The following is a 25788-nucleotide window of genomic DNA, read 5'->3' on the forward strand; positions in this document are numbered from 1 at the left end:
GCCCCTGGAAGTCTTATCGGGGGTGTGCCGTGGTTTCCGCACCTGCGAAAGCTCTTCGGGGAAGCGGCGACGACGGCGCCACCTCATCTCCAGCAACCGGCCGCAATCACCCGATACCGAACCCACGGAGGCGCGCATGTGCGGGATCGCCGGGATCGTCAGGTGGCAGGGCGCACGGCCCGCCCCGGACGAGATTGAACGGATGACGGCGGCCCTCGCGCACCGCGGGCCGGATGGGGCCGGGACGCTCCTGCGCGGTCCGATCGCCCTGGGGCACCGGCGCTTGTCCATCATCGACCTGGCCACCGGTTGCCAACCCATGGGCAATGAAGATGGTCAGGTCCAGATCACCTTCAACGGCGAGATCTACAACTATCGTGAGCTCACGCAGATCTTGCGCGAGCGTGGCCACACCTTTCGTACAACCAGCGACACGGAGGTGATCCTCCACGCGTACGAAGAATGGGGTGACGCCTGCGTCGAGCGGCTCCGCGGGATGTTCGCATTCGGACTGGTGGACTTCCCGCGGCGGCGTCTGCTGCTGGCGCGCGATCCGGTCGGCATCAAGCCGCTCTACTACCGGCGCGGCACGGACTACTTCGCCTTCGGGTCGGAACTGTCGGCGCTGCGCGCTGTCGATGCACCCCCGCCGCACGGACGGCTCGATGCGGTGGAGATGTTCCTGCGTTTCCAGTACATCCCCGCGCCGGCGACGATCTTTGAGGATGTCTGGAAGCTGCCGCCGGGACACCGGCTGGCGGTGAGCTTTGACGGGCAGGTGAGCGCTCCGGTGCGCTACTGGGAACCCGATTTCTCGCCGACACGCGGGGTCAGCGAGGCCGAGTGGCTGGAGCGCTTTGATGCAGCGCTGGCCGAAACGGTCACGGCCCAGCTTGTCGCTGACGTGCCTTTTGGGGTGTTGCTGTCAGGGGGGATCGACTCGACGCTTGTGGCACTCGCCCTCAGCCGCCAGCACGGGCCCGGGTTGCAGGGCTTCACGATCGGGTTCGAAGAAGAGGAATTCTCCGAACTACCCTACGCCCGGGAAGTCGCAGAGGCGTGCGGCTTCGAACTGGTCCACGAGACGGTGCGGGATGACTTCTGGGAGTCCCTGCCGGAACTGGTGCAGCACTACGGCGAGCCGTTCGGGGACAGTTCCGCGATTCCGACTTGGGCCGTGGCCCGGCTTGCGCGTCGGCACGTGCCCATGGTTTTCTCAGGCGACGGCGGCGATGAGGCCTTCGGCGGCTATCGCAGCTACCAGTACTGGTGTCGGCCGGATTTGCGACCCTACCTGCGGCGTCTGCGCTACACGCGGACACGCGCAGCGCTGGCAACCCTCCTGTGGGCCGGCGTCCGTCGTTGGGTGAACCGCGGCGTGGGGGATGGACGCGAGTGGGAACGGCTGCAGTACTGGTGCGGCGAATCGCTGCGGCAAAGTCTGTGGCGGCCGGATTGGCGATTCCTCGTCCAGGTACCCAGCGTGGGATTCCACAGCGCGCACGCACGGGCCCCCCGGCACGACGCTCTTGCTTACGCGCAGCAACTCGACTTTCAGACCTACCTGCCACAGTGCATTCTGACGAAGGTGGATGTGGCCAGCATGTTCCATGGGTTGGAAGTGCGTCCGCCCTTGCTCGACCGGCAGATCGTGGAGTTGGCGGCCACCCTACCGGCGAAGCTTCGTCTGCGATCCGCGCCGACCGGACCGGTCGGAAAGTACCTGCTGAAGCAGACACTCTGGCGGGAGTTCCCCACCGAGTTCGTCCACCGTCGCAAGCAGGGCTTCTGCATCCCCCAGGCGCGCTGGCTGCGCCCGGGTACGCGTGGCGCCGAAGTGCTCCGCGCACTGCTGTTAGGCACCGACTCTCCGCTGCACACCTGGTTTGAGCCGGCGGTGCTGCGCGATCTCTACGGGCAACACGCCGCCGGGCGCAACAAGTCCGCCCCCCTGTGGCTGCTGCTGATCCTGGGGCTCTGGCTACAGCAAAATCCGGACATCCGCTTCAGCCGCGCGCCCGCCGCACCGCGTTCGAACGCCCGCGTACACCGCGTCCGGGCGAACCCTCAACCCCAAACGACCAGTCCCTGATCGTACCGATCCCCGAGTTGGGGGTGGTTGGGTACGACCCGGATCGCGTAGCCGTTGCGGCCGCTACGGGCACACGGCAAAGCCCCCTTGAACCAGTGGTCGCCATTCGTACCCGAGTGGGAGAAGGCGAGTCCAACCGCGACACCGTGGTGAATGTCGCCGTCCGAGGTCAGCGCCCCGTGGTACACCTCGACATGCACATCCTCCGGCCGGATCGGGCCGAGATGCACATGGGCCTGCAGTTCGAGCGCATCGCCGACCTTGAGGACCTGGTGGGTATCGGCGATCACCTCGCCGACGCGGACCTCGTGCCAGTGCCGGCGGAGCTGATCCTTCCAGGCCGCGAGGTTCTTCGCCACCGCGAAGTCATTGGCCGCCAGTTGCTGCATCCGCTTGATCGAGGGCAGATACATCTTTTCAGCGTATTCGCGCACCATGCGGTAGGTGCTGTACTGCGGAACGATGGTCTTGATGGACTCCTTCATGCGCGAGATCCACTTGCGCGGCACATCGTCCATCGTGCGTTCGTAAAAGAGGGGGATCAGTTCGCGCTCGAGCAGGTTGTAGAGCGACTCCGCCTCGACGTGATCCTGGTAGCCCAGATCCTCGTACACGCGGCCGTCGCCGATCGCCCAGCCATTCCGGCCGTTGTACGCCTCGGGCCACCAGCCGTCGAGACAAGACAGGTTGAGACCACCATTGGCAGGAACTTTCATCCCGCTGGTGCCGCTCGCTTCGTGCAGGCGGAGCGGGTTATTGAGCCAGACGTCAACGCCCTGCACCAGCACGCGGGCCAGTGACATGTCATAGTTCTCGATGAAGACGAGGCGGCGGCGCAGCTCCGGGCGGTTGCATACCAGGGCGATCTGCTTGATGAGCTCCTTGCCGGCACCATCATTGGGATGGGCCTTGCCCGCGAAGACAAACTGCACGGGACAACTGCGGTTGTCGAGCAGCGCGCGGAGACGCTCCATGTTACGGAAGAGCAGCGTGGCGCGCTTGTACGGCGCAAACCGGCGGGCGAAGCCGATCGTCAGGGCCTCGGGATCCAGCACCTCTTCGGCGGCCTTGATCTCGGCAGGGGGCGCGCCGCGGCCCTTGTACTGGTCGCGGAGTCGGCGGCGCAAGGCCGCAATCATCCACTCCCGGCGGCGCTCGTGCACGCGCCAGAGCTCAGCGTCGGGGATCTCGTCCACCCGCTGCCAGATGGGATCACGTTCGTCCGCCTCAGCCCAGCCGGGGGTGAGGTACTGATCGAACAGATCGGTCATCGCCGGGCTGGTCCAGGTGCGCGTGTGAATGCCGTTCGTGATGTGGATGATGGGCACTTCTTCCTGCGGGATGCCCGGCCAGTAGCCACGCCACATCCCGCGTGCCACGTCCGCATGCAGCTTGCTGACGCCGTTGCTGCGGTAGGAGAGGCGCAGCGCCAGCAACGGCATGCAGAATTCCTCGTCCAGGCGGTCCTCGTGCTCACGCCCCAGGGCGAGCATCTCACGCATGCTCACACCGAGAGTCTGCGGCATCCACGCCAGGTGCTGCTCCACAAGCTTGGGATCGAAGCGGTCGATGCCCGCCGGCACCGGTGTATGCGTCGTGAAGAGATTGCCGCCGAGCACGGCCTCGCGCGCCTCGCGGTACGTGACGCCATAACGCTCCATCGTGAGCCGAACCCGCTCCAGTGCGAGAAACGCCGCGTGCCCCTCGTTCATGTGACAGGCCGTCGGCTCGATTCCCATGGCGTGCAGGGCACGCAGGCCACAGATGCCGAGCAGAATCTCCTGCCGAATGCGCATCAGACTGTCGCCGCCGTACAGCCGGGCGGTGACAGCGCGGAATTCCGGCGGGTTCTCCGGCAGGTCCGCATCGAGCAGGAAGAGAGTGACACGACCCACCTGCACCCGCCAGACGGCCGCCCGGATCTCCTGCATCCCGTAATGCACACCAATCTTGAGTTGCTCATCCGGCCCGGCTTGCACCGGGGTCGCACACCACTGGTGAAAATCGTGGGCCGGGTAGCTCTCGAGCTGCCAGCCGTCTTCGGTCAACTGCTGCGTAAAATAGCCCTGACGATAGGCCAATCCCACGCCCACGAGCGGCAACCCCAAATCCGACGCCGACTTCAAATGGTCGCCCGCCAGCACACCCAGTCCGCCGGAGTAGATCGGCATGCTCTCATGCAGCCCGAACTCGGCCGAGAAGTACGCGACGGTTGCGTCACCCACACTGCCATGATGCTCCTGGAACCAGGTGCGACTGTTCATGTAAACGTAAAAACTGTCCATGACCCGGCAGACCTGCGCAATGTACGCATCGTCGCGGGCCGCCTGTTGCAAACGCTCCTGGCTTACCCGCCAAAGCAGGGCAACCGGGTTGTGTCCAACTTGCCGCCAAAGATCCACATCCAGTCGGCGAAAGAGGTCGGTCGCGGCCGGATTCCATGTCCACCACAGGTTGTAGGCGAGCTGCCGCAGTGGCTCGAGCACTTCGGGCAGGGAGGGTACGATGACGAAGCTACGCACGTGTTTCATATGCTCACCTTCCGCGAGGGGCATTCTCGCGGCGATAACTTTGATTTTATCGGCGCCGCCCAGCGGCTACATAGCCCCCTCCAGCGGGGCCACCTGCAACCTATCGACGATCACCGCCGTCGGGGTGCAACCGCACATCGAATTCAAATCGGCTGCAATCCGGCGGCCACGCGGACTTCCGTAAGCAGCTTGTCTGCGTCGGCTGGGGTTCGGCCCTCGACGATGATCCGAAGGAGCGGCTCCGTATTCGAAGCCCGCAGGTGAATCCAGCCAGCTTCGAAATCCACTCGGACGCCGTCCGACGTGTTGGGCCGGCGGTCAGAAAAGGCCCTGGTGACGGCCGTGATCGCCGGCTCCGCCTGGCTGCGATCGGGCAGATCGAGCTTCTGCTTGATCGAGGCATACTGCGGCAGTTCCGCCACGAGCCCGCTGAGCGACTTGCCGGTGGCCGCCAGCAGTTGCAGCACCAGACTCATCGCGGACAAACTGTCCCGCACGTAACAGATCCGGGGATCGATCACACCGCCGTTGCCCTCGCCACCGATGATGCACACATTCGCGAGCATCGCACGGGCCACATGCGACTCGCCCACCGGTGTGCGGAAAACCCGTGCACCATAACGATTCGCAACCTCGTCGACCATGCGCGAGGTGCTCAGGTTGGCAGCCACCGGGCCGACGCGGCGTGACAGAACCGACCAAACCGCCAAAGCCAGAGTGTACTCTTCGCCGATGTAGGTGCCATGTTCGTCCACGATGGCAAGACGGTCGGCATCAGGATCCTGCGCAAAGCCGACGTGGGCACGGTGTTCGCGAACAGCGGCGCAGAGGTCGCCGAGGTTCTCCCGGATGGGTTCGGGACGATGGGCGAAGCGACCGGTGGGCTCGCCATTGAGGTGGATCACCTCACACCCGAACGAGCGTAGCAGTGCGGGCGTGTCGGCGCACCCCGCGCCGTTGATGCTGTCGAGCACGACCCGCAGGCCCCGCAACCCAGCCCGCTCGACCTCCACCGCGCCGAGCACCGCGTCGACGTGGCTGCGGCCGGCGCGGTCGTCGGTTCGTGGCGCATGAAACCCCGTCTTGATCTGCTGGAACTGCTTGGATTCCCGCAGCTCGACAATCTGCCGAGCTTTCTGCGGATCGGGCGCCACGCCCAGATCATCGAGGAACTTCAGGCCGTTCCATTCTTCCGGGTTGTGGCTGGCGGTGATGATCATCCCACCGTTCATCTGGCCGTCCTGGATTGCACGACCGACCGTTGGGGTCATCGCCACGCCAAGCTGAGTTACCTCGCAGCCCGCTGCGAGCAGACCGGCGAGTGCAGCCGCCTCATACAGCGGACCGCTCGGTCGGGTGTCGCGGGCGAGTGCCACACGGCCGCCATCCAGTAACGTTCCATAAGATTGTGCAAACTCGAGCGCCACGGCCGGCGTAAGCGACTGGCCCACCAATCCGCGAATTCCGGATACGCTGATCATCAAGGACATCGCACCAACCTCGTCGGCCGCAGCCGGTCTTTGTCAATTGAGCGCCGCCGGTAGTCCGAGTACACTGCAGATAACGGGTTCCGGTGGCGTCTCGGCCGGAGAGTATTGGGCACCACCGCGGGTCCCGCAAGCGGCTCACCACGGACCGCGTGTGCGGCCCTTGGTCGTGGCAGCAAGATTTCGGATGCCAAGAGGTGAAGCATGATGCGCAGGATGCGCTGGACCGCCCTGTTCGGGTTGCTGCTTGGGCTGGCGGGTTGCGACGGCCTGACGATCACACTGCCGGATGGATTCGGGGATGGAACGTTCACGCCGACACCAACACCTCGCAGTGTACGGGTGGTGGTTATCAATGATACGAACCTGATCGTGGATCCGGGCATCCGGTACGACGCGGAACGCCGGGGCTTTTTCTCGTTCCTGCAGCCGGCGCGGACCCTGACGACTGGTGACCTGGAGCCGGGTGACTCGATCGAGTTCAACTTCGCGTGTGATCGGCTCGGCATCATCTTCAGCGATCGGGCCGCGCAGTACTTCTTTGGCGACGAGGAGCCGGCCGCGATAGCGCGCACCACCCTGGTGCTCGTCCGCAGTGAAGACTTCGACTGCGGTGATACACTGGTGTTCCAGTTTCTTGGCGATGGGTTGGCCTTTGGCGTGGTGGTTTCGGTGAATAACCTCGTCGTCGATTGAAGTTCCGCAGGAAAGGGGAGGCGGGGGGGACGCGGAGGACGCACGCCGCCGGTGAGGGGGTTCCTATAACTATGTAAGCTCGTGCTAGCGCGGATTTTACGTTGCTTTCTCCTGGAATGCGGGGCTAGAATCCGCCGCGGAGGAGGAGGAAAGTGGTTCGCACGTCTGCTGGACCCAACTGGTCGTAATCATGTCGCGGATTCATAGCGGCGCACCCTAGCGCTGCGAATCGGCATTTCCACTGGCATCGGCGACATGCGGCAGCAGCTCACTCTCGGAGGGACGAGGCCGTGCGAAGTGCGCAGATGCAGGACGTCTTCGTAGACGTCTGCTCGCAGCGAGATTACCTGTGTGTGGGCGGGGCGATGACGTGTGCGAATGCAGCACGTGTCGCGCCCAACTTGAAGCGGCTGATGGCGTTCGCGCGCTGGGCCCATGTTCCCACGCTCTCATGTGTCGATGCCCGCCGTCCGAATGATGTGCGCGGCGTCTATCGCGCCAGTTGCGTCCAGGGCAGTCCCGGTCAGCGCAAGCTGACCTGCACGCTCCTGCCGGATCGCGTCTGGGTGGATTCGGACAATTGCCTGTGCGTGTCGCTCGATCTGCTCAACCAGCATCAACAGGCAATTTTCGCGAAGGACCATCGCGACCCGTTCACGAATCCCAAACTCGACCGACTGCTGACCGAGGTGCCCGCCCGCCGTTTTGTTCTCTTCGGTGCTCTGCTCGAAGAATGTGTGCGTTTGCTCGCACTTGGGTTGCTGCTGCGGCACCGCCAGGTGACGGTCGTGCAGGATGCCTGCGCCTGGCAGGACACCGAAGCCGGGGATATGACCCTCCGCCAGCTTTCCGCCAAGGGCTGCGAAATGGTCGCTACCTCTCAGCTCATCGCCGCGTGCCTGGCCGAACGCGGCCGGGGCCGCCTCCGGGCCTTGCATCGGCTTTCGGTGGCGTGATCGGCCGGGGGGAGCGGGCAGCGCCAGCGGATGACGTTTCGCCCGGGTCTTGGGGGGGGAACTGCGACGGATCTCCCAAGTGAACTGCCCAACTGCGGGCCCAGGGCACACGCACCCGGACGCGGTTGGCCAGGACACAGGCGCACGGCTACGATCCGCCGTACAGTGCGCGGAGCGCGCTGCTGGAGGGCTCTGCGGATGCAAACATGGCGCGTTGGGATCATCGTGGTCACACTGGCACTCGTCATGCCACTGGGCGGGTGCGGACTCGGCGAGGCGGACGACTTCGCACCGCTCACGCCTTTTGACAACTTTCGGGTCGTCAGCCCCGGTGCGGTGTACCGTTCCGCCCAGCTTGACCCGACGACCTTCGACCTCCTCTTCCGAACGTACGAAATTCGCACGGTGATCAACCTGCGCGGGCCCAACCCCGGCGAAGTCTGGTACGACCGCGAGCGCGCGGCCACGCAGGCCGCGGGCGTGACACTGATCGATATCCCGATGAGCGCCAGCCGCATGCCCTCGCGCGAAGTCCTGCTGTTGCTCTTTGACGCGCTGGAAAACGCTGAACGGCCGGTACTGCTGCACTGCCAGTCCGGCGCCGACCGCTCCGGCGCGGCCGCCGCGATGTGGCGCATGATGCAAGGTGCGACACGCGACGAAGCGCTGCAGGAATTGACGCTGCTCCAGGGACATTTCGCGGGCGCGCGGCCGGCGATGACCCGCCTGATCGCGATCTTCGAACCCCGGCGCGAGTGGATCGAGCACACCTACGGCGCCGGCACCGCACCCTGATGTTCTTCCGCAACCCGGCTGCGGCCTGACCGTCAACCGCCATCGCAATCTGAGGTCCTCGCATGCCGGGCGTGCTGGTCGCAGCCACCGAGTTCAACCATCTGATCGGCCAGTCATCGGCACTGATGGCCGCCGTCACCTGGGCGACGGCGCTGGTCCTCTTCAAACGTAGCGGCGAACATATCGAGCCCATCGCCCTCAACCTTTTCAAGAACGCGATCGCGCTCGTCTGCCTGACGGCCACCCTCGCGGTCGGCCTGGTCTGGGCCCCCGCCGGTGCGCTGGTGTGGCAGGGACCTGCGGAAAGTGCCCCGGAACCACTCCAGAATGGTGAGATTGCACTGCTGCTGCTTAGCGGTATCGTGGGGATTGCACTGGCCGACACCCTTGTCTTCGCCGCACTGCGGTTGACGGGCGTGGGACTGCTGACGATTGCCGAGTGTACCTACACACCATTCATGGTGCTCTTTTCGTGGGTGCTGTTGTCGGAGCAGCTCGGGTGGGTGCAGGGCGCCGGCGTCGTGCTGATTCTACTAGCCGTTCTGGTCGCCTCACGTCATCGCCCCCCCACCGACCGCACCCCGACGCAGATTGCGCTTGGCATTGTGCTGGGAATCGTGGCCATGGGCACGATGGCCTGGGCGATTGTGGTCGTCACGCCGCTCATCCGTCGCTACCCACTCGTTCCCATCACCACGCTGCGCATGGCCGCCGGATTGGGGGGGCTCGTCCTCTTCATGCTGCTTTCCGGCTCGCTGCGCACACACCTCGGGGTGTTCCGCCCAACGCGCGTCTGGCGTACGGCCGTACCCGCCGCCCTGCTCGGGACCTACTTCTCCATTCTGTTCTGGACGGCTGGGTTCAAGTACACCTACACCTCCGTTGCAGCGGTGCTCAACCAGACTTCGGCCATCATGGCCTGCGTTCTGGCGGCCATCTTCCTGCACGAACGGTTGCTGCTGCGCCACTACCTTGCCTTGGCGGCCGCCATCTGTGGCGTGCTGCTGGTGCAATTCGTGGACCCCGCCCAGCAGGCGGCTTGGCAGCAAGCGCTGCAAACCATGCTGCGACCTGAACAGCCGTAGACTTGCGGCTGGGTGCAGACATGCTGGCAGGCACCGGCCGCAGCGAGTGGTTGCCGTTTGGCATATCTCAACGTCGCCGACACCATGTGGCCAACCACACGCTGCCCCACAGCAGCCAAGCGGAGGACGGTTCTGGAACAACCGTGGCGGCCGTGTCGCGGGCGTCGATATACAGCCGCAGCCGCTCCGAGGGGTTGTTGCCGCTGAGGGCCGACAAGGACGGTCGCACCGCGCCGCTCAGGGTCCAATTCACCGAAGAGAGGTCAAAGTCCGCCAGCACGAGCGCCGACCGCAACTCGGTCGCAGTTCCGACGGGCGAACTGACGTCCAGGTCACTGAAGCTCCCCAGGATGGGAATGGCCCCTGCTGTAAGGGACAGGTTGCGGACATCGAGATCATACCCAGCCGACGCCGTGGAGGTCGCCCGCGCTTCCAGGTTCAGCGTGTTGAACGAGCCCGGCAGGGTGCCGCTCCAGTTCACCAGTTGCTGGCTACCCGTGCCGGTGTTGACGAGCGCGAACGAGAAGCCGCTGCCAACGTGGTAGTCCAGTGTGAAATTGAACCAGGTGGAATGCATGCCACTGTTGTTGCCCAAGTGCAGGGTGCCGAGATCGTTGCCGTTACCCGGTGTGCGATCTCGGTCCAGCAGCGCGTCCCAGTTGTTGTGGTCCACCCGATAGCGGGCATGCGCGGCGAGCACGCCACTGAGGGGGTCCCCGGTGACCTTGTCGGCAGCCGGGTTGACCCAGATAACGTCCCCACATGCCACGGTGGACAAGAAACCAGCGACGGCTAGGAGCAACCAGCCGGAGGTTGAACGCGTGAATGTGTGCTGCATCGTGCTCCTCCGTGGACGTTGTGACTGCGGCTGCACTGTCCGCCAGAGGAAGTATGGCAATGATCGACATTACCTCGCGCCTGAACACAACGAAACCACCCGGCTTTGAGCCCATGCAGGGAATCGGGACTGCTGTGCTTATCGGGCTGGTTGCTGAACCAACCGCCGGTCGAGGATTTCCCGGACACTCTGGAGAAGCACGCGGGGCACAAACGGCTTTTCGAGAAACCTGGCGTTGTGGTCACCGAGCGCTCCGGCGGCCAGGATATCGGAGGTGTAGCCCGATACATAGAGCACCGCGAGTTCCCTGCGAGTCGCCCGCATCCGCTCCGCCACCTCGCGCCCATTCATTCCCGGCAACACGACATCCGTCACCAGCAGGTCGATCGTGCCCCGGTGAGCCGCAGCACGGGCCAACAACTCCTCCCCATGCTTCGCGTCAATCACGTGGTAACCGTGACCCAGCAGCGCTCGACAGGTCAGGGTACGCACCGAGTCGTCATCCTCGCACACGGCGATCGTCTCCGTGCCATGGAGCACCTCGCTGGGGACCGGTCCCGCCGCACCCACCGGCTGGTCCTTCGGCAGCGCCGGCAGGTAGATCCTGAACGTCGAACCCTTGCCCGGCTCGCTGTTGACCGAGATCTGTCCCCCGCTCTGCTCGACGATGCTGAGTACCGTCGGCAGTCCCAGGCCAGTGCCGTGCCCGGCCCCCTTGGTGGTGAAGAACGGCTCAAAAATGCGGTCCCTGGTGGCCGCATCCATCCCGATCCCGTTGTCCGTGATCGCCAGGCAGACATACATCCCGGGTTGCAGCGGGGCCAGGTTGACGACATCCGCGGCTGCCAGCGTCTCGTTGCGGGTCTCGATGATGAGGCGGCCGCCACCGGGCATGGCATCGCGGGCGTTGATGGAAAGGTTCAGCAGGATCTGCTCGAGCTGGGTCGCGTCGGCGCGCACGGACCAGATTTCCGGGGCGAGTTGCTGGATCAGCGCCACGTTCTCCGGGATCAGCCGTCGGAGCATGGGGGCGAGGTTCTCGATCACCCGATTGGGCGACAGCACTTCCGCGCGCACGACTTGCCGGCGACTGAAGGCGAGCAACTGCCGCGTCAGCAGGGCCGCGCGCTCCGTCGCGGTCATGATGTTGTCCACATCCGTGCAGGCCGCCGCGGTCACCGGGACGCCCGGGCGGAGGTCGGCCTTGAGCAGCTCCGCGTAGCACATGATCGCCGTCAGGATGTTGTTGAAATCGTGCGCCACACCTCCGGCCAGTTGTCCCATCGCCTCCATCTTCTGCGATTGCCGCAGCCGCTCCCCGAGTTCACGCCGCTCGGTCACGTCTTCCGCGACCACCAGCAACTCGGTTACCCCGACCTCCTGGCTCTGCACGCGGTTGACCGTCCAGCGCATCCAGCGCCGACCATCGTCGCGCGTGCGCGCCTGGCAGTCTGTCCCCATGACATTTTCACCCTGCTGCGCCATACGCAGGCGGCGCTCCGCATCGCTGCGCGCCGCGGCGGGTATCAGCAGCTCCAGGAATTCCTGCCCGCGCGCTTCCGCCGCCGGCCAGCCGAAAAGCTCTTCCGCCGCACGGCTCCACTGCACGATCCGCAGGTCTTCATCGAGCGTGATGACTGCGTTGGGGCTGGCTTCGATGATACGTCGCAGCCGCGCTTCACTCTCACGTACGCGGCGGTGGGAACGTTCCAGCGCGTTCGAACTCCGGGCGATCAGGTAGTAGGTGAGCACAGCGGTCAGCGCTACAAACAGAATCCCCTTCAGCGTCTGCAGCGGTGCCGGCCCACCGGTCACAAGCTGATCCGATACGATGATGTAGACCGTGGCGAGGACGAAGTACAACACGGCGGACCGCAGAGCGGGCTGCTGCGAAACGGTCCACGTGCGTGCATCCGGCGCCGAAGATTGGGCCATGGCATCACTCTCGAGCGTGGGGCAGCCATGACACCGCCCCGTGCAGCACGTTCAGCAAGGCGGATTGCAGCGGTGTGTCGCCACATCAAGACGCCAAGCGCGCCCGTGCGGTGCGACATTGGTATCGGCTTCGAACACCCTGTCATGGTAGGTGGGTCCGCTCCGACTGTCCAGCCAATCCCTTTCGCGCAGACCTTGTGCGGGGGCCACATGGCCAAAGTAACCCATGAACTCAGGGGAGGCGGCCCCCCGCCCCATCCTCCGGGTCATGGCGTGCGCTACTCACCCCTGTACCGCAGGACCAGGCGGACCCAGTCAGCGCTTATGCAGCAGCGAGAGGACCTCCGCCCGGGTCGCCTCGTTCGTGTGCATCATCCCACGCAGTGCCGATGTGATCATCACACTACCCGACTTTTTCACCCCCCGGCATGTCATACAGGTATGTACGGCCTCGAGCACCACCGCACAGCCCCGCACGTTGAGCCGCTCTGCCAGCACATCCGCAATCTGCGACGTCAGCCGTTCCTGCACCTGCGGCCGCAGTGCAAAAACATCCACGATCCGCGCCAGCTTGGAGAGGCCAAGCACCTTGCCGCCGGGGATGTACGCAATGTGGGCCTTGCCCTCGAACGGCATGAGGTGGTGTTCGCACATGCTGTTGAAGGCGATATCCCGCAGGACGACCATCTCGTGGTGGTCTTCGTCGAAGACCGCCTGCAAATGCTCGTCGGGGGATTGTCGCAAGCCGGCGAACAACTCCGCATACATGCGCGCGACGCGCGCGGGTGTATCCCGTAGTCCCTCGCGCGCGGGATCCTCGCCGACTGCTGCAAGGATTTCACGCACCGCCCGCTCAATGCGCGGCAGATCCATCTCCGATCCGGTCTTCATCGCACTCGGCTCCCTCTCGGCAGCGCCGGCAGCGCGCCTTCCAAGCGACCATCTAGACGCTGCGGCGCCGCAGGTACTCGATCAGCAGGCGCACACCGAAGCCCGTTGCCACCTTTCCGCGGCCGTTCTCCTCCGTCGAGACCGCGGCGATATCGAGGTGGGCCCACGGGACGCTCGGCCGCACGAATTCCTTCAGAAACATGCCGCCTACGATGGCATGCGCATCACGCTTGCCGGCGGAATTCTTGATGTCCGCCTCGCTGCTCTTGATCAGTTCGCGGTAATCGTTCCACAGCGGTAGGCGCCAGAGACGCTCGTGCGTGCGGCGCCCGGCCTCGCCGAGATCGGCGGCGAGCTCATCGTCGTTGCTCATGAGGCCGGCCGCCGCCTTGCCCAGCGCAATGCCGACACCGCCCGTCAGCGTTGCCAGATCAATCAGCACGGTCGGTCGTAGTTTCTCCTGCGCATACGTCAGCGCATCCGCGAGCACCAGGCGTCCCTCGGCATCGGTGCTGATGACTTCCACGGTCTTGCCACTCATCATGCGCAGGATGTCACCCGGCCGATAGGCCCGGTCGGAGATGGCATTCTCAGCCGCGGCGATGAGCCCAACGAGCTGGCACTTCAGTCCAAGGTCCGCGGCGGCCTTGAGGATGCCCAGCACAGTCGTGCCGCCGCACTTGTCGAACTTCAGCCCTTCGAGTCCCTGCGCCGGCTTGATCGAGTAGCCGCCGGTATCAAAGGTAATGGCCTTACCCACCAGGACGGTCCGCGCCCGGATATTCGCTGCGCCACGATACTCGAGCTGGATCAGGCATGGAGGTGGCTGCGCCCCCGCACCCACGGCCAGCAGGCCCCCCATCCCCATGCGCTTGAGCTGGTCGCGATGGAAAACCGTACAACGAATCCGCGGGTGCTTAGCCAACTTCCGGGCCTCGGCCGCAAGTGTCTCCGGGTTCAGCACGTTGGCCGGCTCGTGGGCGAGCCGCCGCGCATAGTTCACGGCTTGCGCGAGCGTCACGCCCGCCTTCATCTCCGGCAGTACTCGGGCCGCATGCCCCGCCTCGCCCGAGCGCACTTCGAGCGTGATCGTGTCCGGAGTTTTTCCATCACTCTCCTGGTACAAGTTGAAGCGGAAGCCCGCCAGCACCATGCCCTGCGCCCATTCACCGGCGTACGGCTCCGATCCCGCGGTCGACAGCGCATCCACCCAGAGTGACGCCGTGCGGATGCCTTCGGCCATCAGCCAGCGTGCTGCACTGGCCGCGGCCCGGCGCACCTCGGCGGCCGAGAGGTTGGCAACGTCCCCGAGACTGACGAGCAGTACGCGCCGCAGCGCGGCTCCGGTAGTCGCGTGCGCGACGTGGCCCACTTCGTCATGCAACGCATGCACCGCAATGAGCTCCGCCACCGCTCCACCGCAATAGCGGTCCAGCGCCGTGACCATCTGCATCGGCGGCTGCGGTTGCACCAGCAACGGCACGACGAGCACCTCGCCCCTGGGCGCCCCTTTGCCCCCGCTCTGGAAGATGAAATCCGTTCCGGGTGACGGCATGCGTATCCTCAGCTTTCCCTAGTTCGCGCCCTACCGCCGGACCTCCCGGCCACGGACGCCGCCGGGGCGTTGAACCATACCGGGAGCGTACCACGAATGGCGCACGCCGTCAGCGCGGCCGCGGACCTGCGGAGCGCGCCAGACGAGGTGCCGCTTTAGAGGAAGAAGAGCACCGTGAGGAGAATGAACAGGGGGATGAGGGTCAGCCCCGAAAAGAGCATGTACCCGAAGAAGCTGGGCATCTTCACGCCGGCCTGCTCCGCAATCGCCTTCACCATGAAGTTCGGACCGTTACCGATGTACGTGTTGGCGCCCATGAACACCGCCCCGAGACTGATGGCTTGCAACAGCAGCTCCGGCAGGTTGCGATTACCGGGCAAATGCACGATGGCGTCACCCGGCAGGCCGGCCAGCGTCTGTTCCAACGGGAGGGCCACAGCCGTCTCAAAGTAGACGACGTAGGTGGGGGCATTGTCGAGGAAGCTGCTCAGCACACCGGTGGCCCAGAAGAACTGCCACGGTTGCGTGAGTCCCAGGGCGGCGCCCTGCGCATTCAGAATCTCGATCGGCACCTGCATCGTAATGAAGATCCCGATGAACAGGCAGGCCACCTCGCCGATGGCCACATAGTTGAACTGGTTCTCGATCCGCAGGGCCTTCGCGGTCAGAAGCAGCGAGAGACCCACCATCGCCAGTTGCACCATTTCCCGCAGGTACGGAAACGCCCGCAGCGGCCGACCCAACAGCATTTCCGTGCCCGGAATATCCTTCGACGGATCGAGCAGCGCCACCGCCAGCACGACGCCGAGCAGGAATACGATGTTGATCAGTCCGGCCACGCTGAGCGGCTGGTACTGGTACGCATCACGGCGCAGCGAGGCCTCCGATTCATGCTTGTAGGCCCAGGTGTCCCACAGGAAGTAGATCACCAGCAGCGCGATCAGCATGAACAGCCAGGGCTTCCAGAGACGCAGCGTCCAGAGGAAGTCGACGCCGCGCAGGTAGCCGAGAAACAGCGGCGGATCGCCGATCGGCAACAGCGTCCCCCCCACGTTCGCGGCGATAAAGATGAAGAAGACGACCGTATGCACCTTCCGTACTCGCTCCGAATTGGTCTTGAGCAGGAAGCGGATCAGCACCATCGCGGCGCCCGTCGTGCCGATGAAACTCGCGAGCAGGCCACCCGTTGCGAGAATTGCGGTGTTCGCCAGTGGCGTCGCGCGCACGTCACCCCGCACGACGATGCCCCCAGTGATCACGTACAGACTGAAAAGCAGCGTGAGAAAAGGTACGTACTCGGCGAGCACCGCAGCGCGCAGCACCTCCACCACAGTGGGCAGACCCCGCGCCGTACGCGCCGCTGCGTGGTGCGGGGACGCCGGCAACTCCGGGTGTGAGGCCTCTGCATGCTCCCCAGCCGGGCCCCCCGCAACCTGACCTTCCGTGTCGTCCGGCATGGTCAGCGGCGGATGCGGCGGATCCCCTCCAGGAGTGTCGTGGGGTGCGCTGTGGGCAGCAGCGCTGCCGTCATCGTGGCTCCCATGGGGAACCACGCCCTGCTCACGCAGGCCGTAATACACCAGCGTCACGGCGGCGAGCAACAGCGAAACCAGCAGCTTGCTGCGGTTGTGTTCCCACCAGTGATGCGTCGGCTTCAGCAATGGAAAGAGGGCGATTGCAAGCAGCAACGCAGCGAACGGCCACACCCAGACAAGAGACGGCACGTAGACCGCCTCAGCCAGCAGCGCGAGCATCAAGATGAATCCTCGGTCCGTGGCCGCCACCAGACCGCAGGCGGCAAGCCACTCCCAATGGCACCCATTGTATCGGCCGACACCCGGACCGCAATTTCGCCAGGGTGCCGCCGGGCGCGTACAATCCCGTCCCCGGCCACGCGAGCCATTGGCCCGTGCGGAGTGCGCGCGGGCCGGCCGTGGCGCTGCAGCGACGAGGTGGAATGCCTACCTGGCTCTTGGATACTCTGCTCATAGCAGGCGGCCTGGCGCTGCTGGCAGTGAGCGGTGAAGCGCTGGTACGCGGCGCGGCGCGCCTCGCGGCCGCTTTCGGCGTGCCGACCCTCGTGATCGGGCTGACGGTCGTGGCCTTCGGCACGTCCGCCCCCGAGGCCGCCGTAACCATCTACGCCGGATTGACTCAGGCCGCAGACATTGCCGTCGGAAACGTGGTCGGCAGCAATATCGCGAACCTGCTGCTGATTCTCGGCGTTGCCGCCGCCCTGCAGCCCATTCCGATTTCCCGCAGCATCATCCGTTGGGACGGTCCGGTGATGCTCGTCAGTTGCCTTGCCCTCGGCGTGGTGATGGTCCTGGCCGAGGAGGTGACCCGGTCGATCGGCATGGTCTTCGTACTCGCCCTGATCGTGTATACCGTGCTGGCCTACCGTCTCGGCGGTGAACATGAAGTTCCGCCGCTGAACCCGCACGCGCATTGGTTGCGCTCGCGCTCCTTCAACGTCGTTCTGGTCGTGCTCGGAATCATCGGCCTGGTGGTCGGGGCCCGGTTGCTGGTGACCGGCGGTACGGGATTCGCTCGGCTGCTGGGCGTGAGCGAGCACATCATCGGGCTCACGATTGTGGCCGTCGGCACAAGTCTGCCGGAATTGGCGACCACGATTGTGGCCGCGCGGCGGCAGCAGCCCGACATCGCCCTCGGCAACATCGTCGGCAGCAACATCTTCAACGTGCTGTTTGTCACCGGACTGACCGCCGTGATCTCGCCCTTGCCGATTACGCGGGCCATTGCGCACTTTGACGGGGCGGTCATGATGGGGGCGTGTGTGATCTTCTGCCTGGTCGGATGGACCAATGCCCGCACGATCACCCGTCGACAGGGTTGGTTGCTGCTCGGACTGTACGCGGGCTACCTGCTCTGGACGGGGGCCCATGCCATGCCGCCGCACAGGTAACCGTCCCTGCTCAGCGGCGTTCGGCGAGACTGCTCATGCCAGCGTCGCGCCGCTCCCGCAGCGCATTGACGATCTGCACGATCTCGAACTCCACCTCTTTGCCGTCCAACGGGAAGCGCACCCGATCGCCGACACGTGTCCCCATGATCCGCTGGGATACCGGGGCCTGGTAGCTGAAAATGCCGCGATCGACGTCAGTATCGAAGGGCCCGTAGAAGGTCATCCGGCGCTCGGCGCCCGTGGACGTATCACGCAACGTCACGCGCGAGCCGATGCCGACGCTGTCTTCGGGAACCGCATCGGGCTCCAGCGTGCGGGCCCGCGTCACGTCATCATTGAGCTGTGCTAGCCGGGCGCGCAGCAGGTCACGCTCCTCGATCGCAAACTTGTATTCCGAGTTCTCGCTCAAATCGCCGAGTTGGGCCGCTTCTCCGATGCGCCGCGCGTTCTCCGGCATCTTCACGTTCAGGACCTCGTCCCGCTCGGCCAGGCGCATTTGGAGCCCCTGGGAAGTTGTCCAGATCGTATCGGGATCCTGCCACATCTCGACCCGGCGGGCCTTCACCGCCCACAGGTGCGGGTGCACATCCCGCAGCAGGTCGAGGAGCTTGGCCGGCGTGTTCTCCCCCAGGCCCTCCAGCCGGTCGAGCTGCCGCCGAACCGTGATGGCTGCTTCCGGGCTCATACGCTGCACGCTCGCCGCGACGCGCGCGTAGCTGCGCAGCGCCAGGGCGGCCTTGGCCCGTTGGCGGAACTCACGTACGACCTCCGGCGCGGCCGTCACGGTCCGGCCCAAGCCGCTCAGGGTATCGAGAATCAGGCGGAAGAGCTCGTCGTCGCTCGGCAATCGCAGGGCATCCGCCACCTTGGGGCCTTTCCACAGCCAGTAGATCAGTTCGGGGTGGTGCGGCGGATCGCTCAGCCCCGCATCGACGAAGCGCTGAACCGCCGGCACATGCCCGGCCTCAACGATGCCCGCCGCGAGCTTGTCGAGCAGACCTGCCGGTGCCGTCGACAGCCACGCTATCGCGATCTCGTGCCAGTCCGCAGGACGGGTCGTTTGCAGGGACTGCAACCCCAACTCGCGCAACCCTTCGTGCGGCACTCCGCGCAGCAACAATCCGGGATCAGCGGCGTTACGAAGCACCGTGACCGAACGCGGTTCATCCGTGCCGGCCGAAGGCACGCCTTTCTCCGCCAGCCGTTCAAGCAGCAGCGCGCACGTCAGCGCCTCCGCCGGCCGACGCTCCACCACCGCGGTGAAGTATTTCTCCACGTGCGCGACAAACCGCTGCAGCAGGCCGGCATCCGGCTGTTCCTTGCGGGCCGTGGTCTCGCGCAGGTACCCCTCAATCGTCGTCATCCAGTCGACGGGTTCATTCTGCCCCTCAAGCGCCTCCCAGACCTCCTGTTCGAGCGTGCGCCCGGCCGCCGAATACGACAGCAGCACCGGCGAACGGCCTTCCATGATGACATGCGGGGAGCGCTTGAGGTGGTCGCGCGCCCGGGTCCACCACTTCGACCAAGCCTTTGGGTCGATGTACCGCGGCACAAGGTCGGCCTTCAACTGATCCGAATCGATCATCTCGCCATGGGCGTGAATCAGGCCGATCACAACGGCGACCGGATCATTCTGAATCTGCTGAAGCAACTGGTCGGGATGCAACTGCCGCACGACCCGGAAGTCATCCGCGGCGATGCGATCGTACTCGCGAACCACTTCCGGCGCGGGTAGTGTCGTCGTCCGCCCGTCGCGACGCAGCGTGAACAACCCATTGTCGCGATCGATCTCCGTCACCTCGACCACGCGATCGTCCATCCGGCTGATCAGCGTATCCCCCACCTTCAGCGTAAGGCAGATATCCAGCAGTTTCAGCGCCATGCGGACCGGCCGACCACCGGTCAGGCCGGAGGCCTCCAGCACCAGTTCGAAACCGGGCTGAGCACCATACACGGCGCGGTACAGCTCAACGGCCTGGGCCCGCAGCGCATCATTTTTGGGTGACGCCACCAGCGCCACCTTCATGAGCGCGAGTGCGGCCTTCGGGTGGCTGTCGGCACCCGCGGTCTCAACGGCCATCTGGGCAAGAGTGGGCAGCCGCTGGGCTTCGCCCCGCCGCTCCCAGTGTTCGAAGGGTACGACCAGTTGGGGTAGTTCGAGCTGGCCGGTCTCAAGCAATTCCAGACAGCGGGTCTCAAACTTGCCAAAATCTCCGCTGCGCGCCAGCTCCAGCAGTTCGGTCGCACCCATAGAGGCCTCGCCAAATGGTGTTGCAATCCGGTGATCAGGCCGCGCCATGCCGCGCGCCACCGGCTCATTTCGACAGACCCCTTATCATAACCGATTTCCCACTCCCCGGTCAGGTCCGCTCCCGGCCCCTTCCAACCCCCGCCTGTGGCCCCGCGGCCGGACCCCACACTCCTTGCCGACACCCCTGCATCAAGGGGCGTTTTCATCGCTTCTCTGCTCCAAGTCCTCCCGGACCCGTTTCTTCGCTTTCAGCAGCCGCGACGTATAGTCCCCCTCGCTCTGAGCCGGTTTTTTTCCGGTGGGACGCGCTACTACCGGCGCATCCTGCTCGGTTGCCCCCCCCAGCGCTCGACTCAGATCCTCCGTGGCCTGGTGGTCCGAGGCGGGTGGCATATACCGGGCCGAGCGGTCGGGGGGCGTCCCAGCTTCGAGCGGCACAGCGTGGGCCGCGCGCTCGTCCCGTACGCGCTCCCGCGTTCCCTTGAGTGTGCTCAAGACTGTCTCACTCTGGGCGGTAGGCCGCTCGCGCCCAGCCATTTCCGCGATGAAGCGACGTAAACGCCGCGCTACCTCCGCAGGATTGATTGCAATTCGACGAATGGCCACATCGATCAGAAACAGCAGCAGCATCCACCGCAAAAGCGTCTCCCACATGGCGAGGCGCGCCTCGGCCCGGGGCAGGTTGGTTCGGTCGAAGGCCGTCGCGCCCTGCTGGATGTCAAGCACCCGCCCGCGCGTACGCTGTGCCAACTCCTCGAGCAGGGGGCGATTTGCCTGCAACTGGCTGTACTCAGGCGAGTAGGCCACCGAAACGCCCGTACGCAGAGAGCCGCTGACCGCACTCTCGCCCTGCCCCATGAGGTAGGACAAGTTCACGATGAAATTACCACGCTCGCGGGCGTCGAACTCGGCCTCGTAGCGTCCCGGACCCGTTTGGGTCAGGCGCAGCGGTGTGGCCGCCTGACTTGGGTTCACGACGACTCCGGCGACCTCCATAAAGTTGATGACATCCGCGTTCTGGTCAAGCGCGTCGATGCGGATTCGTGCGGTGCCCCCGTAAACGGTCGTCGTCACGTCGAAAGCGGCCGCGTCGGATTGGCGCGAAACCCACCGTACCGTCTGAGCCCAGAACTTACTGAACATGTCCCAACCAGCCCAGTCGGAGCCCCAACTTGGCCACTCGCCGCTGGTGAAGGCCACCGTTTTGCCGAGTCCGACCTGCCAGTGCGCCAGAACCGGGTCGTCACCATCATCGCCCGGGCGAACAATCGGTATCTCGGCGAGCGGCTTGGCCGTCGTCAGCACGAAACCTTTGAGGTCGGGCAGCCCTGTGCCGGTCAGCCCGGGCGTGAGCGGCGAGGTGGGTCCCACCAGTCGCGGCGTGAAGCGGACCTCCTGGATCAGATCGCGGCGAATCTCCCGCGATTCCTTCACGAAGATCTGCGGCAGCTTGTCGAAGTCCCGCGTCGGGTAGCAGCGTCCGCCGGTGCGCTGCGCAATTTCGCGGGCCTTGGCTTCATCGACGAAATGCCCGCCGTAGCCGATGGGAATCGTTGAGCACGTAATGCCGTGCTTCGCCATCAGGTCCAACAGGTCATCGCGCGGTGGGGCCGGGTCGAAGTCCGAAATCACGATCATGTGCTTCGGCCCGACATCCTGGCGCGCGATCATGGCCTCGACACCCGGCCGCATCATCGGATCGAGATCCGGTGCATCCCCCATGCTCATGGTGCGGATGGCGTGGATGATCGCACTGCGATCGCCCACTTCCTGCAAGGGCACCACCCAGTGATGCCGCGTGTCGTCGAACCAGCGCCAGGCCGTGATGCCGATCAGGTCGCGGCTACTGAGGGTCTTGACGGCCTCGATTGCACAGCGCTCGCCAATGTAGTTGCCACGCTCGATCTCACAGGCATGCATCACCAGCACGAGCGCGCCCTTGATGAACTGGCGCTTGTGCTTGATGTCAAAACTGAGCGGCATCACCTCTTCCACCGGCGAACCCATCCAGCCACCGGCGCCGAAGGACCCGGCTCCACCGAGCATGATGAGCCCGCCGCCCAGCTCGCGGACGTATGTCGCGAGCACCTGCCGCTCACTCTCCCGCAGATCGTTGGCCGGCACGTTGGCCAGTACCACCGCCGAGTACTCGAGCAATTCCACCTGGTCGAGGACGCGTTCGCCGGCGGCCTCGACCTCGGCAACCACGCGTTCCCGCATCAGCGCCTGTTGCAGAATGCGGGCCGATGAGCCCGCCACATTCACTTCGGCGGCAGGCGCCAGAATCAGGATGCGACCCTGCCCGGAGACAAGGGTAAAGGCCTGTCCCGTGTTGTTGGCGATGATCGTATCGTCGGCCGGGTTATCCGGGACGAACTCCGCCTCGAAGCGATTCGCACCCGCCTCGACCAGTTCCTGCTTGAGCACGAACCGGTTGCGGCCGGCATCGAGCTGTACGCGGTACCCGGCGTCCGTCGGGTCGCCGGGGTTGAGGTCGAGCACGCGCCCGTTGTGCCGCAGGAGAATTCGGCCAGTGGTCGGTCGCTGCGACTGCACCACGATCTGCAGGTTGACCGCTTCGTCCGTCGCTGCGAGAGGCGGCGCCTTGAGACTCTCGAAGACGATCTCGTTGGTGTGCTCGTAAAGAATCGGTACAACATCGATCGGCACACCGGCGGCCGCCAGACGTTGGGCTTCCGAGAGGATGTCCCCGGCGTTCTCGTTACCATCGGTGATGAGGATGATGCGGCCCGCGGTGTCCGATGGCAGCAAGGCGAGGGCCATGCGGACCGCACCGGCCAGGTTGCTCTGATCCGGCGCGACCGGCGGACTGAGCGCCTGCAACGCTACGGTCCGCATCGGCGTCTGCTCCACATCGGCCGTGCCGTCGAATGCAATCACCCCGACGCGATCGTCGATCGGGCGCCATTCCCCCGCCGCCCGCAGAAAGTCCAACGCGCGGCGCTGCCAGTCATCCGGCACACTGCGTGAACGATCAATCAGGAAAACCACCGTGAGGTTGTCGAGCCGCTGCGTGCGCTGCACGCCTGCCAAGGCGAGGATCATCGTAAGCAGTACGAGGCACCGGGCCGTGATGGCAAACCAGCGCCGCACCGGCCCCAATCCAGCGAGCGAACGCACGGACAAGGCCACGATCAGCGGCAGCAGCGCCAGCAGCGCGAGATAGCTGGGCGTTTCAAAGTGATACCACGCCAGCATTGTGCTTCCCACTCAATGTTCGTAACGGCTGGTTCAGGCGTACCTTGCGTCCACGCAATGTACCACGCTCCGCCGGGTGGTAACACCCGGGCACAAGTCACAAAGCAATCGGCCAAGAACTCCATGGCCGTTACGGCCGTTGCCAGCCGGCACCACTTGCACCCTTCAGAACCTGCACCCGATTGTTCCCGGAATCGAGCACGAAGAGCTGGTCGCGCGGCCCGACACTGACGGACCATGGGTATGCCAGTTCACCCGGCCGGCGACCGGCAGAGCCCCAGGTGCCAAGTGAGCGTCCCGCCCGATCGAAGCGCTGAATGCGGCTGTTCCCGTATTCCGCCACCACGAGTGTACCGTCCGCGAGCCAGTCGAGCCCATAGGGAAAACGCATTTGTCCCGGTGCCCGGCCGCTCTGGCCAAAGGCGGCGAGAAACTCGCCGCTGCGGGTGAAACTGCAGATCCGATGATTGCACGAGTCCGCCACCCAGAGCACCCCCTCCCGGTCGAACACAAGCGCTTGCGGCCGTTGCAACTCGCCCGGACCATTACCCGGCTGCCCGAAGCTGAAGAGGTAGTCCCCCTCCGGGCTGAATTTACTGATGCGGTCATTGCCGCCGTACTCGCCGACAAAGATGAAACCGTCGGCATCCACGGCGACATCCGTCGGCATGATGAACTGACCCGGACCACGGCCGCGTTGCCCGCCCATCATGCGGACGAGCGTGCCGTCCGGCTCGTAGATCGCGACGCGGGCGTAGTGCGTATCGGCGATGTAGATGCGCCCGTCCGGCCCCATGCCGAAGCCCGTCGGCTTGCCGGCGGCCACCTCCGGCATGGTCCACTCGCGCACAAACTCCCCGGTGGCGGTGAGTACCTGGATTCTGCCGACCTTATCGACCACGTAGTAGAGGCCGTCGAGTCCAACGAACGACGCCCGGGGATAGCTGAACTCTACCGGTCCGAGTCCGGTGCGCCCGAAGATCCGGAGCACCGTGCTCGCGCCGGGCGACTGGCCGCGTTCTTCGCAGCCGCCCACCATCCAGGATGCGGCCAGGAGCAAGGCAACTCTCAGACCGCCTCTGAACCGCGACATTTGATCCAGTCCAATGGCCATGGGACACCGCGCACGCGCCGACCCACATTGCGTCGGTTATGTGCCAGGCAGACGCGGCAGCGGCAGCTTCAACCCGGACGGGCTGCTCTCCGTGCCGTACACCTTGTCCCGCACGCGATGGATCGCGTCAAGCAGCGCCTCCGGGCTGATCGGAGGTTCCAACCGTGCGAGCAGTTCGCCGCTCGGCCCGATCAGCACGATCGCCGGAACCAGGTCGACACCCCACTGCTCCGCAAATGGCAGGTAGGCATCGTAGTCAAGTTGGACACACACCAGACGGTCGGCTTCGGCGCGTACTTCCGCATCCGCCAGCACTCGCTCCTCAAACCGCGTGCATGCCACCGAGTACCAGCTTCGGAAATACACCAGCGTGATCGCACTTCGCTCACGGGCGCGATAGTGTGCTTCCTGGTACGGCCGAGGGTCCCACTTCGGGCCCGCCGTGCAGCCAGCAAGGCCGATACAGAACAGGCCGGACAGCAGCAAGACTGCCATCCGGCCCAGCGTACGTCGGTCGTGAGAGCGGATCAGCGGAAGCTCAGCAACGCATGCCAAGGCGGGGTTAGCGCTTGTTCTCGCAGCGGCGAAGAACTTCACTCCCACCTCCCAGCGTCGCACCGTACTTCAAAACCATCCCCACTTACCCTGCCCCCTGGTAGACAGGCCGGGAAAGGGGCGTTCTGCAACGGAATCTCAACCCGCCCCCCTACCCCGCCCTGACAGGGAGGGGAGGGTCTGGGAAACTCCTAGTACTTGACCGTGCAACCCCAGGGGCGCGTCTCGGCCACGGGTACTTCCTTGCCGTCGAGCGCGGCCTGAATCGCGTCATCCACGTAGTTCCGGACTTCGGAAGCTTCCTTGTTTCCGTGCTGGTCGTTGTGCAGCGCGCCGGCGTACACGAGCTTGCCCTTGGCGATCACGAACACATGCGGCGTGACCTTGGCGTCATAGCGGCGGCCGACCGCGCCATCATTGTCCATCAGGATCGTCTTGAAGGGCAGTTCCTTGTCCTTGATGTACTTCACATTCTCTTCGGCCTTCCGAGTACGCGTGCTCTCGATCGGCATCCAGATCACGTCCTTGTCGGCGTATTTCTTCACCAGCTCCTTCACGTGCGGAATCGACCGGATCACCCACGGGCACTCCTGGTTGGTCCACTCGAGCACGACCACCTTGTCCTGATGGTCGGAAAGCTTCCATTCCGTGCCACAGCAACCCTTTAGCGTGAAGTCCGGCGCAGCTTCGCCCACCTTCGCGGTCTTCGGCGCCTCATCTTTCTTCCCATCGTCCTTCTTCGCGCCTTCCTGCGCGAACACGACCCCACCCGCCAGCAACCCAAAGGTCAGCAGCGCCAATAGCTTACGCTCGATTTGCATGGAATCAGTCTCCTCACCAAAATGCGTCTCGGCTCAAGGTC

Annotated in this window: 18 protein-coding genes; 6 read left to right on the plus strand and 12 right to left on the minus strand. The window is 65.0% G+C overall.

Annotated features, from left to right (window positions below; translation table 11 throughout):
* The first annotated feature begins 136 nt into the window (after nt 1-136).
* Nucleotides 137-2092: an asparagine synthase (glutamine-hydrolyzing) gene (gene asnB / locus IPM18_13640; protein ID MBK9120622.1), complete on the plus strand. Its 1956-nt coding sequence runs from the start codon at nt 137-139 to the stop codon at nt 2090-2092.
* Here the strand turns inward: asnB and glgP are convergent.
* Together glgP and glmM are read right to left on the minus strand one after the other, a co-directional pair.
* Complete coding sequence (gene glgP / locus IPM18_13645) at nt 2068-4623, minus strand: alpha-glucan family phosphorylase (GenBank protein MBK9120623.1); 2556 nt, start codon at nt 4621-4623, stop codon at nt 2068-2070. The two genes, asnB and glgP, sit on opposite strands and share 25 nt — an antisense overlap.
* 143 nt (nt 4624-4766) lie before the next feature.
* Complete coding sequence (gene glmM / locus IPM18_13650; protein MBK9120624.1) at nt 4767-6113, minus strand: phosphoglucosamine mutase; 1347 nt, start codon at nt 6111-6113, stop codon at nt 4767-4769.
* 201 nt (nt 6114-6314) lie between these two features.
* On the opposite strand from glmM, the gene IPM18_13655 reads away from it, so the two are divergent.
* The 4 genes from IPM18_13655 (at nt 6315) to IPM18_13670 (ending at nt 9642) form a co-directional block, all read left to right on the plus strand.
* Nucleotides 6315-6806, plus strand: a complete 492-nt coding sequence (locus IPM18_13655; protein ID MBK9120625.1) for a hypothetical protein — start codon at nt 6315-6317, stop codon at nt 6804-6806.
* Nucleotides 6807-7096: 290 nt separating this feature from the next.
* On the plus strand, nt 7097-7762 hold the full coding sequence (locus IPM18_13660; GenBank protein ID MBK9120626.1) for an isochorismatase family protein: 666 nt from the start codon (nt 7097-7099) through the stop codon (nt 7760-7762).
* A 198-nt stretch (nt 7763-7960) separates the two neighbouring features.
* Nucleotides 7961-8557 carry a dual specificity protein phosphatase family protein gene (locus IPM18_13665; GenBank protein ID MBK9120627.1) on the plus strand — a complete coding sequence of 199 codons (597 nt, stop codon included), beginning with the start codon at nt 7961-7963 and terminating at the stop codon, nt 8555-8557.
* Between the two features lie 62 nt (nt 8558-8619).
* Nucleotides 8620-9642 carry a DMT family transporter gene (locus tag IPM18_13670; protein MBK9120628.1) on the plus strand — a complete coding sequence of 341 codons (1023 nt, stop codon included), beginning with the start codon at nt 8620-8622 and terminating at the stop codon, nt 9640-9642.
* Between the two features lie 67 nt (nt 9643-9709).
* Here the strand turns inward: IPM18_13670 and IPM18_13675 are convergent, their stop codons facing one another.
* From IPM18_13675 to IPM18_13695, 5 genes are all read right to left on the minus strand, one after another.
* Nucleotides 9710-10480, minus strand: coding sequence for a hypothetical protein (locus tag IPM18_13675; protein MBK9120629.1), 771 nt, complete (start codon nt 10478-10480; stop codon nt 9710-9712).
* A 138-nt stretch (nt 10481-10618) separates the two neighbouring features.
* Nucleotides 10619-12415 carry a PAS domain S-box protein gene (locus IPM18_13680; protein ID MBK9120630.1) on the minus strand — a complete coding sequence of 599 codons (1797 nt, stop codon included), beginning with the start codon at nt 12413-12415 and terminating at the stop codon, nt 10619-10621.
* 315 nt (nt 12416-12730) lie between these two features.
* On the minus strand, nt 12731-13306 hold the full coding sequence (folE, locus tag IPM18_13685; protein ID MBK9120631.1) for a GTP cyclohydrolase I FolE: 576 nt from the start codon (nt 13304-13306) through the stop codon (nt 12731-12733).
* Between the two features lie 52 nt (nt 13307-13358).
* Nucleotides 13359-14861 carry a leucyl aminopeptidase family protein gene (locus IPM18_13690; GenBank protein MBK9120632.1) on the minus strand — a complete coding sequence of 501 codons (1503 nt, stop codon included), beginning with the start codon at nt 14859-14861 and terminating at the stop codon, nt 13359-13361.
* A gap of 155 nt (nt 14862-15016) precedes the next feature.
* Nucleotides 15017-16615 (minus strand): sodium:proton antiporter, encoded by a 1599-nt coding sequence (locus IPM18_13695; GenBank protein MBK9120633.1) that lies wholly within the window; start codon nt 16613-16615, stop codon nt 15017-15019.
* 218 nt (nt 16616-16833) lie between these two features.
* On the opposite strand from IPM18_13695, the gene IPM18_13700 reads away from it, so the two are divergent.
* The gene (locus tag IPM18_13700; protein ID MBK9120634.1) at nt 16834-17787 is read left to right on the plus strand and encodes a calcium/sodium antiporter; all 954 of its coding nucleotides are present in this window, start codon (nt 16834-16836) and stop codon (nt 17785-17787) included.
* 10 nt (nt 17788-17797) lie between these two features.
* Here the strand turns inward: IPM18_13700 and IPM18_13705 are convergent, their stop codons facing one another.
* The 5 genes from IPM18_13705 to IPM18_13725 all read right to left on the minus strand — a co-directional run bounded on the left by IPM18_13705 (nt 17798) and on the right by IPM18_13725 (nt 25747).
* Nucleotides 17798-20038 (minus strand): GreA/GreB family elongation factor, encoded by a 2241-nt coding sequence (locus IPM18_13705; protein MBK9120635.1) that lies wholly within the window; start codon nt 20036-20038, stop codon nt 17798-17800.
* Between the two features lie 189 nt (nt 20039-20227).
* Nucleotides 20228-23257, minus strand: a complete 3030-nt coding sequence (locus IPM18_13710) for a VWA domain-containing protein (GenBank protein MBK9120636.1) — start codon at nt 23255-23257, stop codon at nt 20228-20230.
* 130 nt (nt 23258-23387) lie between these two features.
* Nucleotides 23388-24317: a hypothetical protein gene (locus IPM18_13715; GenBank protein MBK9120637.1), complete on the minus strand. Its 930-nt coding sequence runs from the start codon at nt 24315-24317 to the stop codon at nt 23388-23390.
* 90 nt (nt 24318-24407) lie between these two features.
* Nucleotides 24408-24866 carry a thioredoxin family protein gene (locus IPM18_13720; protein MBK9120638.1) on the minus strand — a complete coding sequence of 153 codons (459 nt, stop codon included), beginning with the start codon at nt 24864-24866 and terminating at the stop codon, nt 24408-24410.
* Between the two features lie 251 nt (nt 24867-25117).
* Nucleotides 25118-25747 carry a redoxin domain-containing protein gene (locus tag IPM18_13725; protein MBK9120639.1) on the minus strand — a complete coding sequence of 210 codons (630 nt, stop codon included), beginning with the start codon at nt 25745-25747 and terminating at the stop codon, nt 25118-25120.
* Nucleotides 25748-25788: the final 41 nt, after the last annotated feature.

Source organism: Phycisphaerales bacterium (assembly GCA_016716475.1).
Lineage (GTDB): Bacteria > Planctomycetota > Phycisphaerae > UBA1845 > Fen-1342 > JADJWG01.

Excerpts from the sequence above, each read along its gene's own strand:
- IPM18_13690 (MBK9120632.1), bottom strand. The coding sequence starts at position 14,861 with ATGCCGTCACCCGGAACGGATTTCATCTTCCAGAGCGGGGGCAAAGGG.
- IPM18_13665 (MBK9120627.1), top strand. The coding sequence starts at position 7,961 with ATGCAAACATGGCGCGTTGGGATCATCGTGGTCACACTGGCACTCGTC.
- IPM18_13655 (MBK9120625.1), top strand. The coding sequence starts at position 6,315 with ATGATGCGCAGGATGCGCTGGACCGCCCTGTTCGGGTTGCTGCTTGGG.
- asnB (MBK9120622.1), top strand. The coding sequence starts at position 137 with ATGTGCGGGATCGCCGGGATCGTCAGGTGGCAGGGCGCACGGCCCGCC.
- IPM18_13720 (MBK9120638.1), bottom strand. The coding sequence starts at position 24,866 with ATGGCAGTCTTGCTGCTGTCCGGCCTGTTCTGTATCGGCCTTGCTGGC.
- IPM18_13695 (MBK9120633.1), bottom strand. The coding sequence starts at position 16,615 with ATGCTCGCGCTGCTGGCTGAGGCGGTCTACGTGCCGTCTCTTGTCTGG.
- folE (MBK9120631.1), bottom strand. The coding sequence starts at position 13,306 with ATGAAGACCGGATCGGAGATGGATCTGCCGCGCATTGAGCGGGCGGTG.
- IPM18_13680 (MBK9120630.1), bottom strand. The coding sequence starts at position 12,415 with ATGGCCCAATCTTCGGCGCCGGATGCACGCACGTGGACCGTTTCGCAG.
- IPM18_13675 (MBK9120629.1), bottom strand. The coding sequence starts at position 10,480 with ATGCAGCACACATTCACGCGTTCAACCTCCGGCTGGTTGCTCCTAGCC.
- IPM18_13725 (MBK9120639.1), bottom strand. The coding sequence starts at position 25,747 with ATGCAAATCGAGCGTAAGCTATTGGCGCTGCTGACCTTTGGGTTGCTG.
- glgP (MBK9120623.1), bottom strand. The coding sequence starts at position 4,623 with ATGAAACACGTGCGTAGCTTCGTCATCGTACCCTCCCTGCCCGAAGTG.
- IPM18_13670 (MBK9120628.1), top strand. The coding sequence starts at position 8,620 with ATGCCGGGCGTGCTGGTCGCAGCCACCGAGTTCAACCATCTGATCGGC.
- IPM18_13705 (MBK9120635.1), bottom strand. The coding sequence starts at position 20,038 with ATGGGTGCGACCGAACTGCTGGAGCTGGCGCGCAGCGGAGATTTTGGC.
- IPM18_13710 (MBK9120636.1), bottom strand. The coding sequence starts at position 23,257 with ATGCTGGCGTGGTATCACTTTGAAACGCCCAGCTATCTCGCGCTGCTG.
- glmM (MBK9120624.1), bottom strand. The coding sequence starts at position 6,113 with ATGTCCTTGATGATCAGCGTATCCGGAATTCGCGGATTGGTGGGCCAG.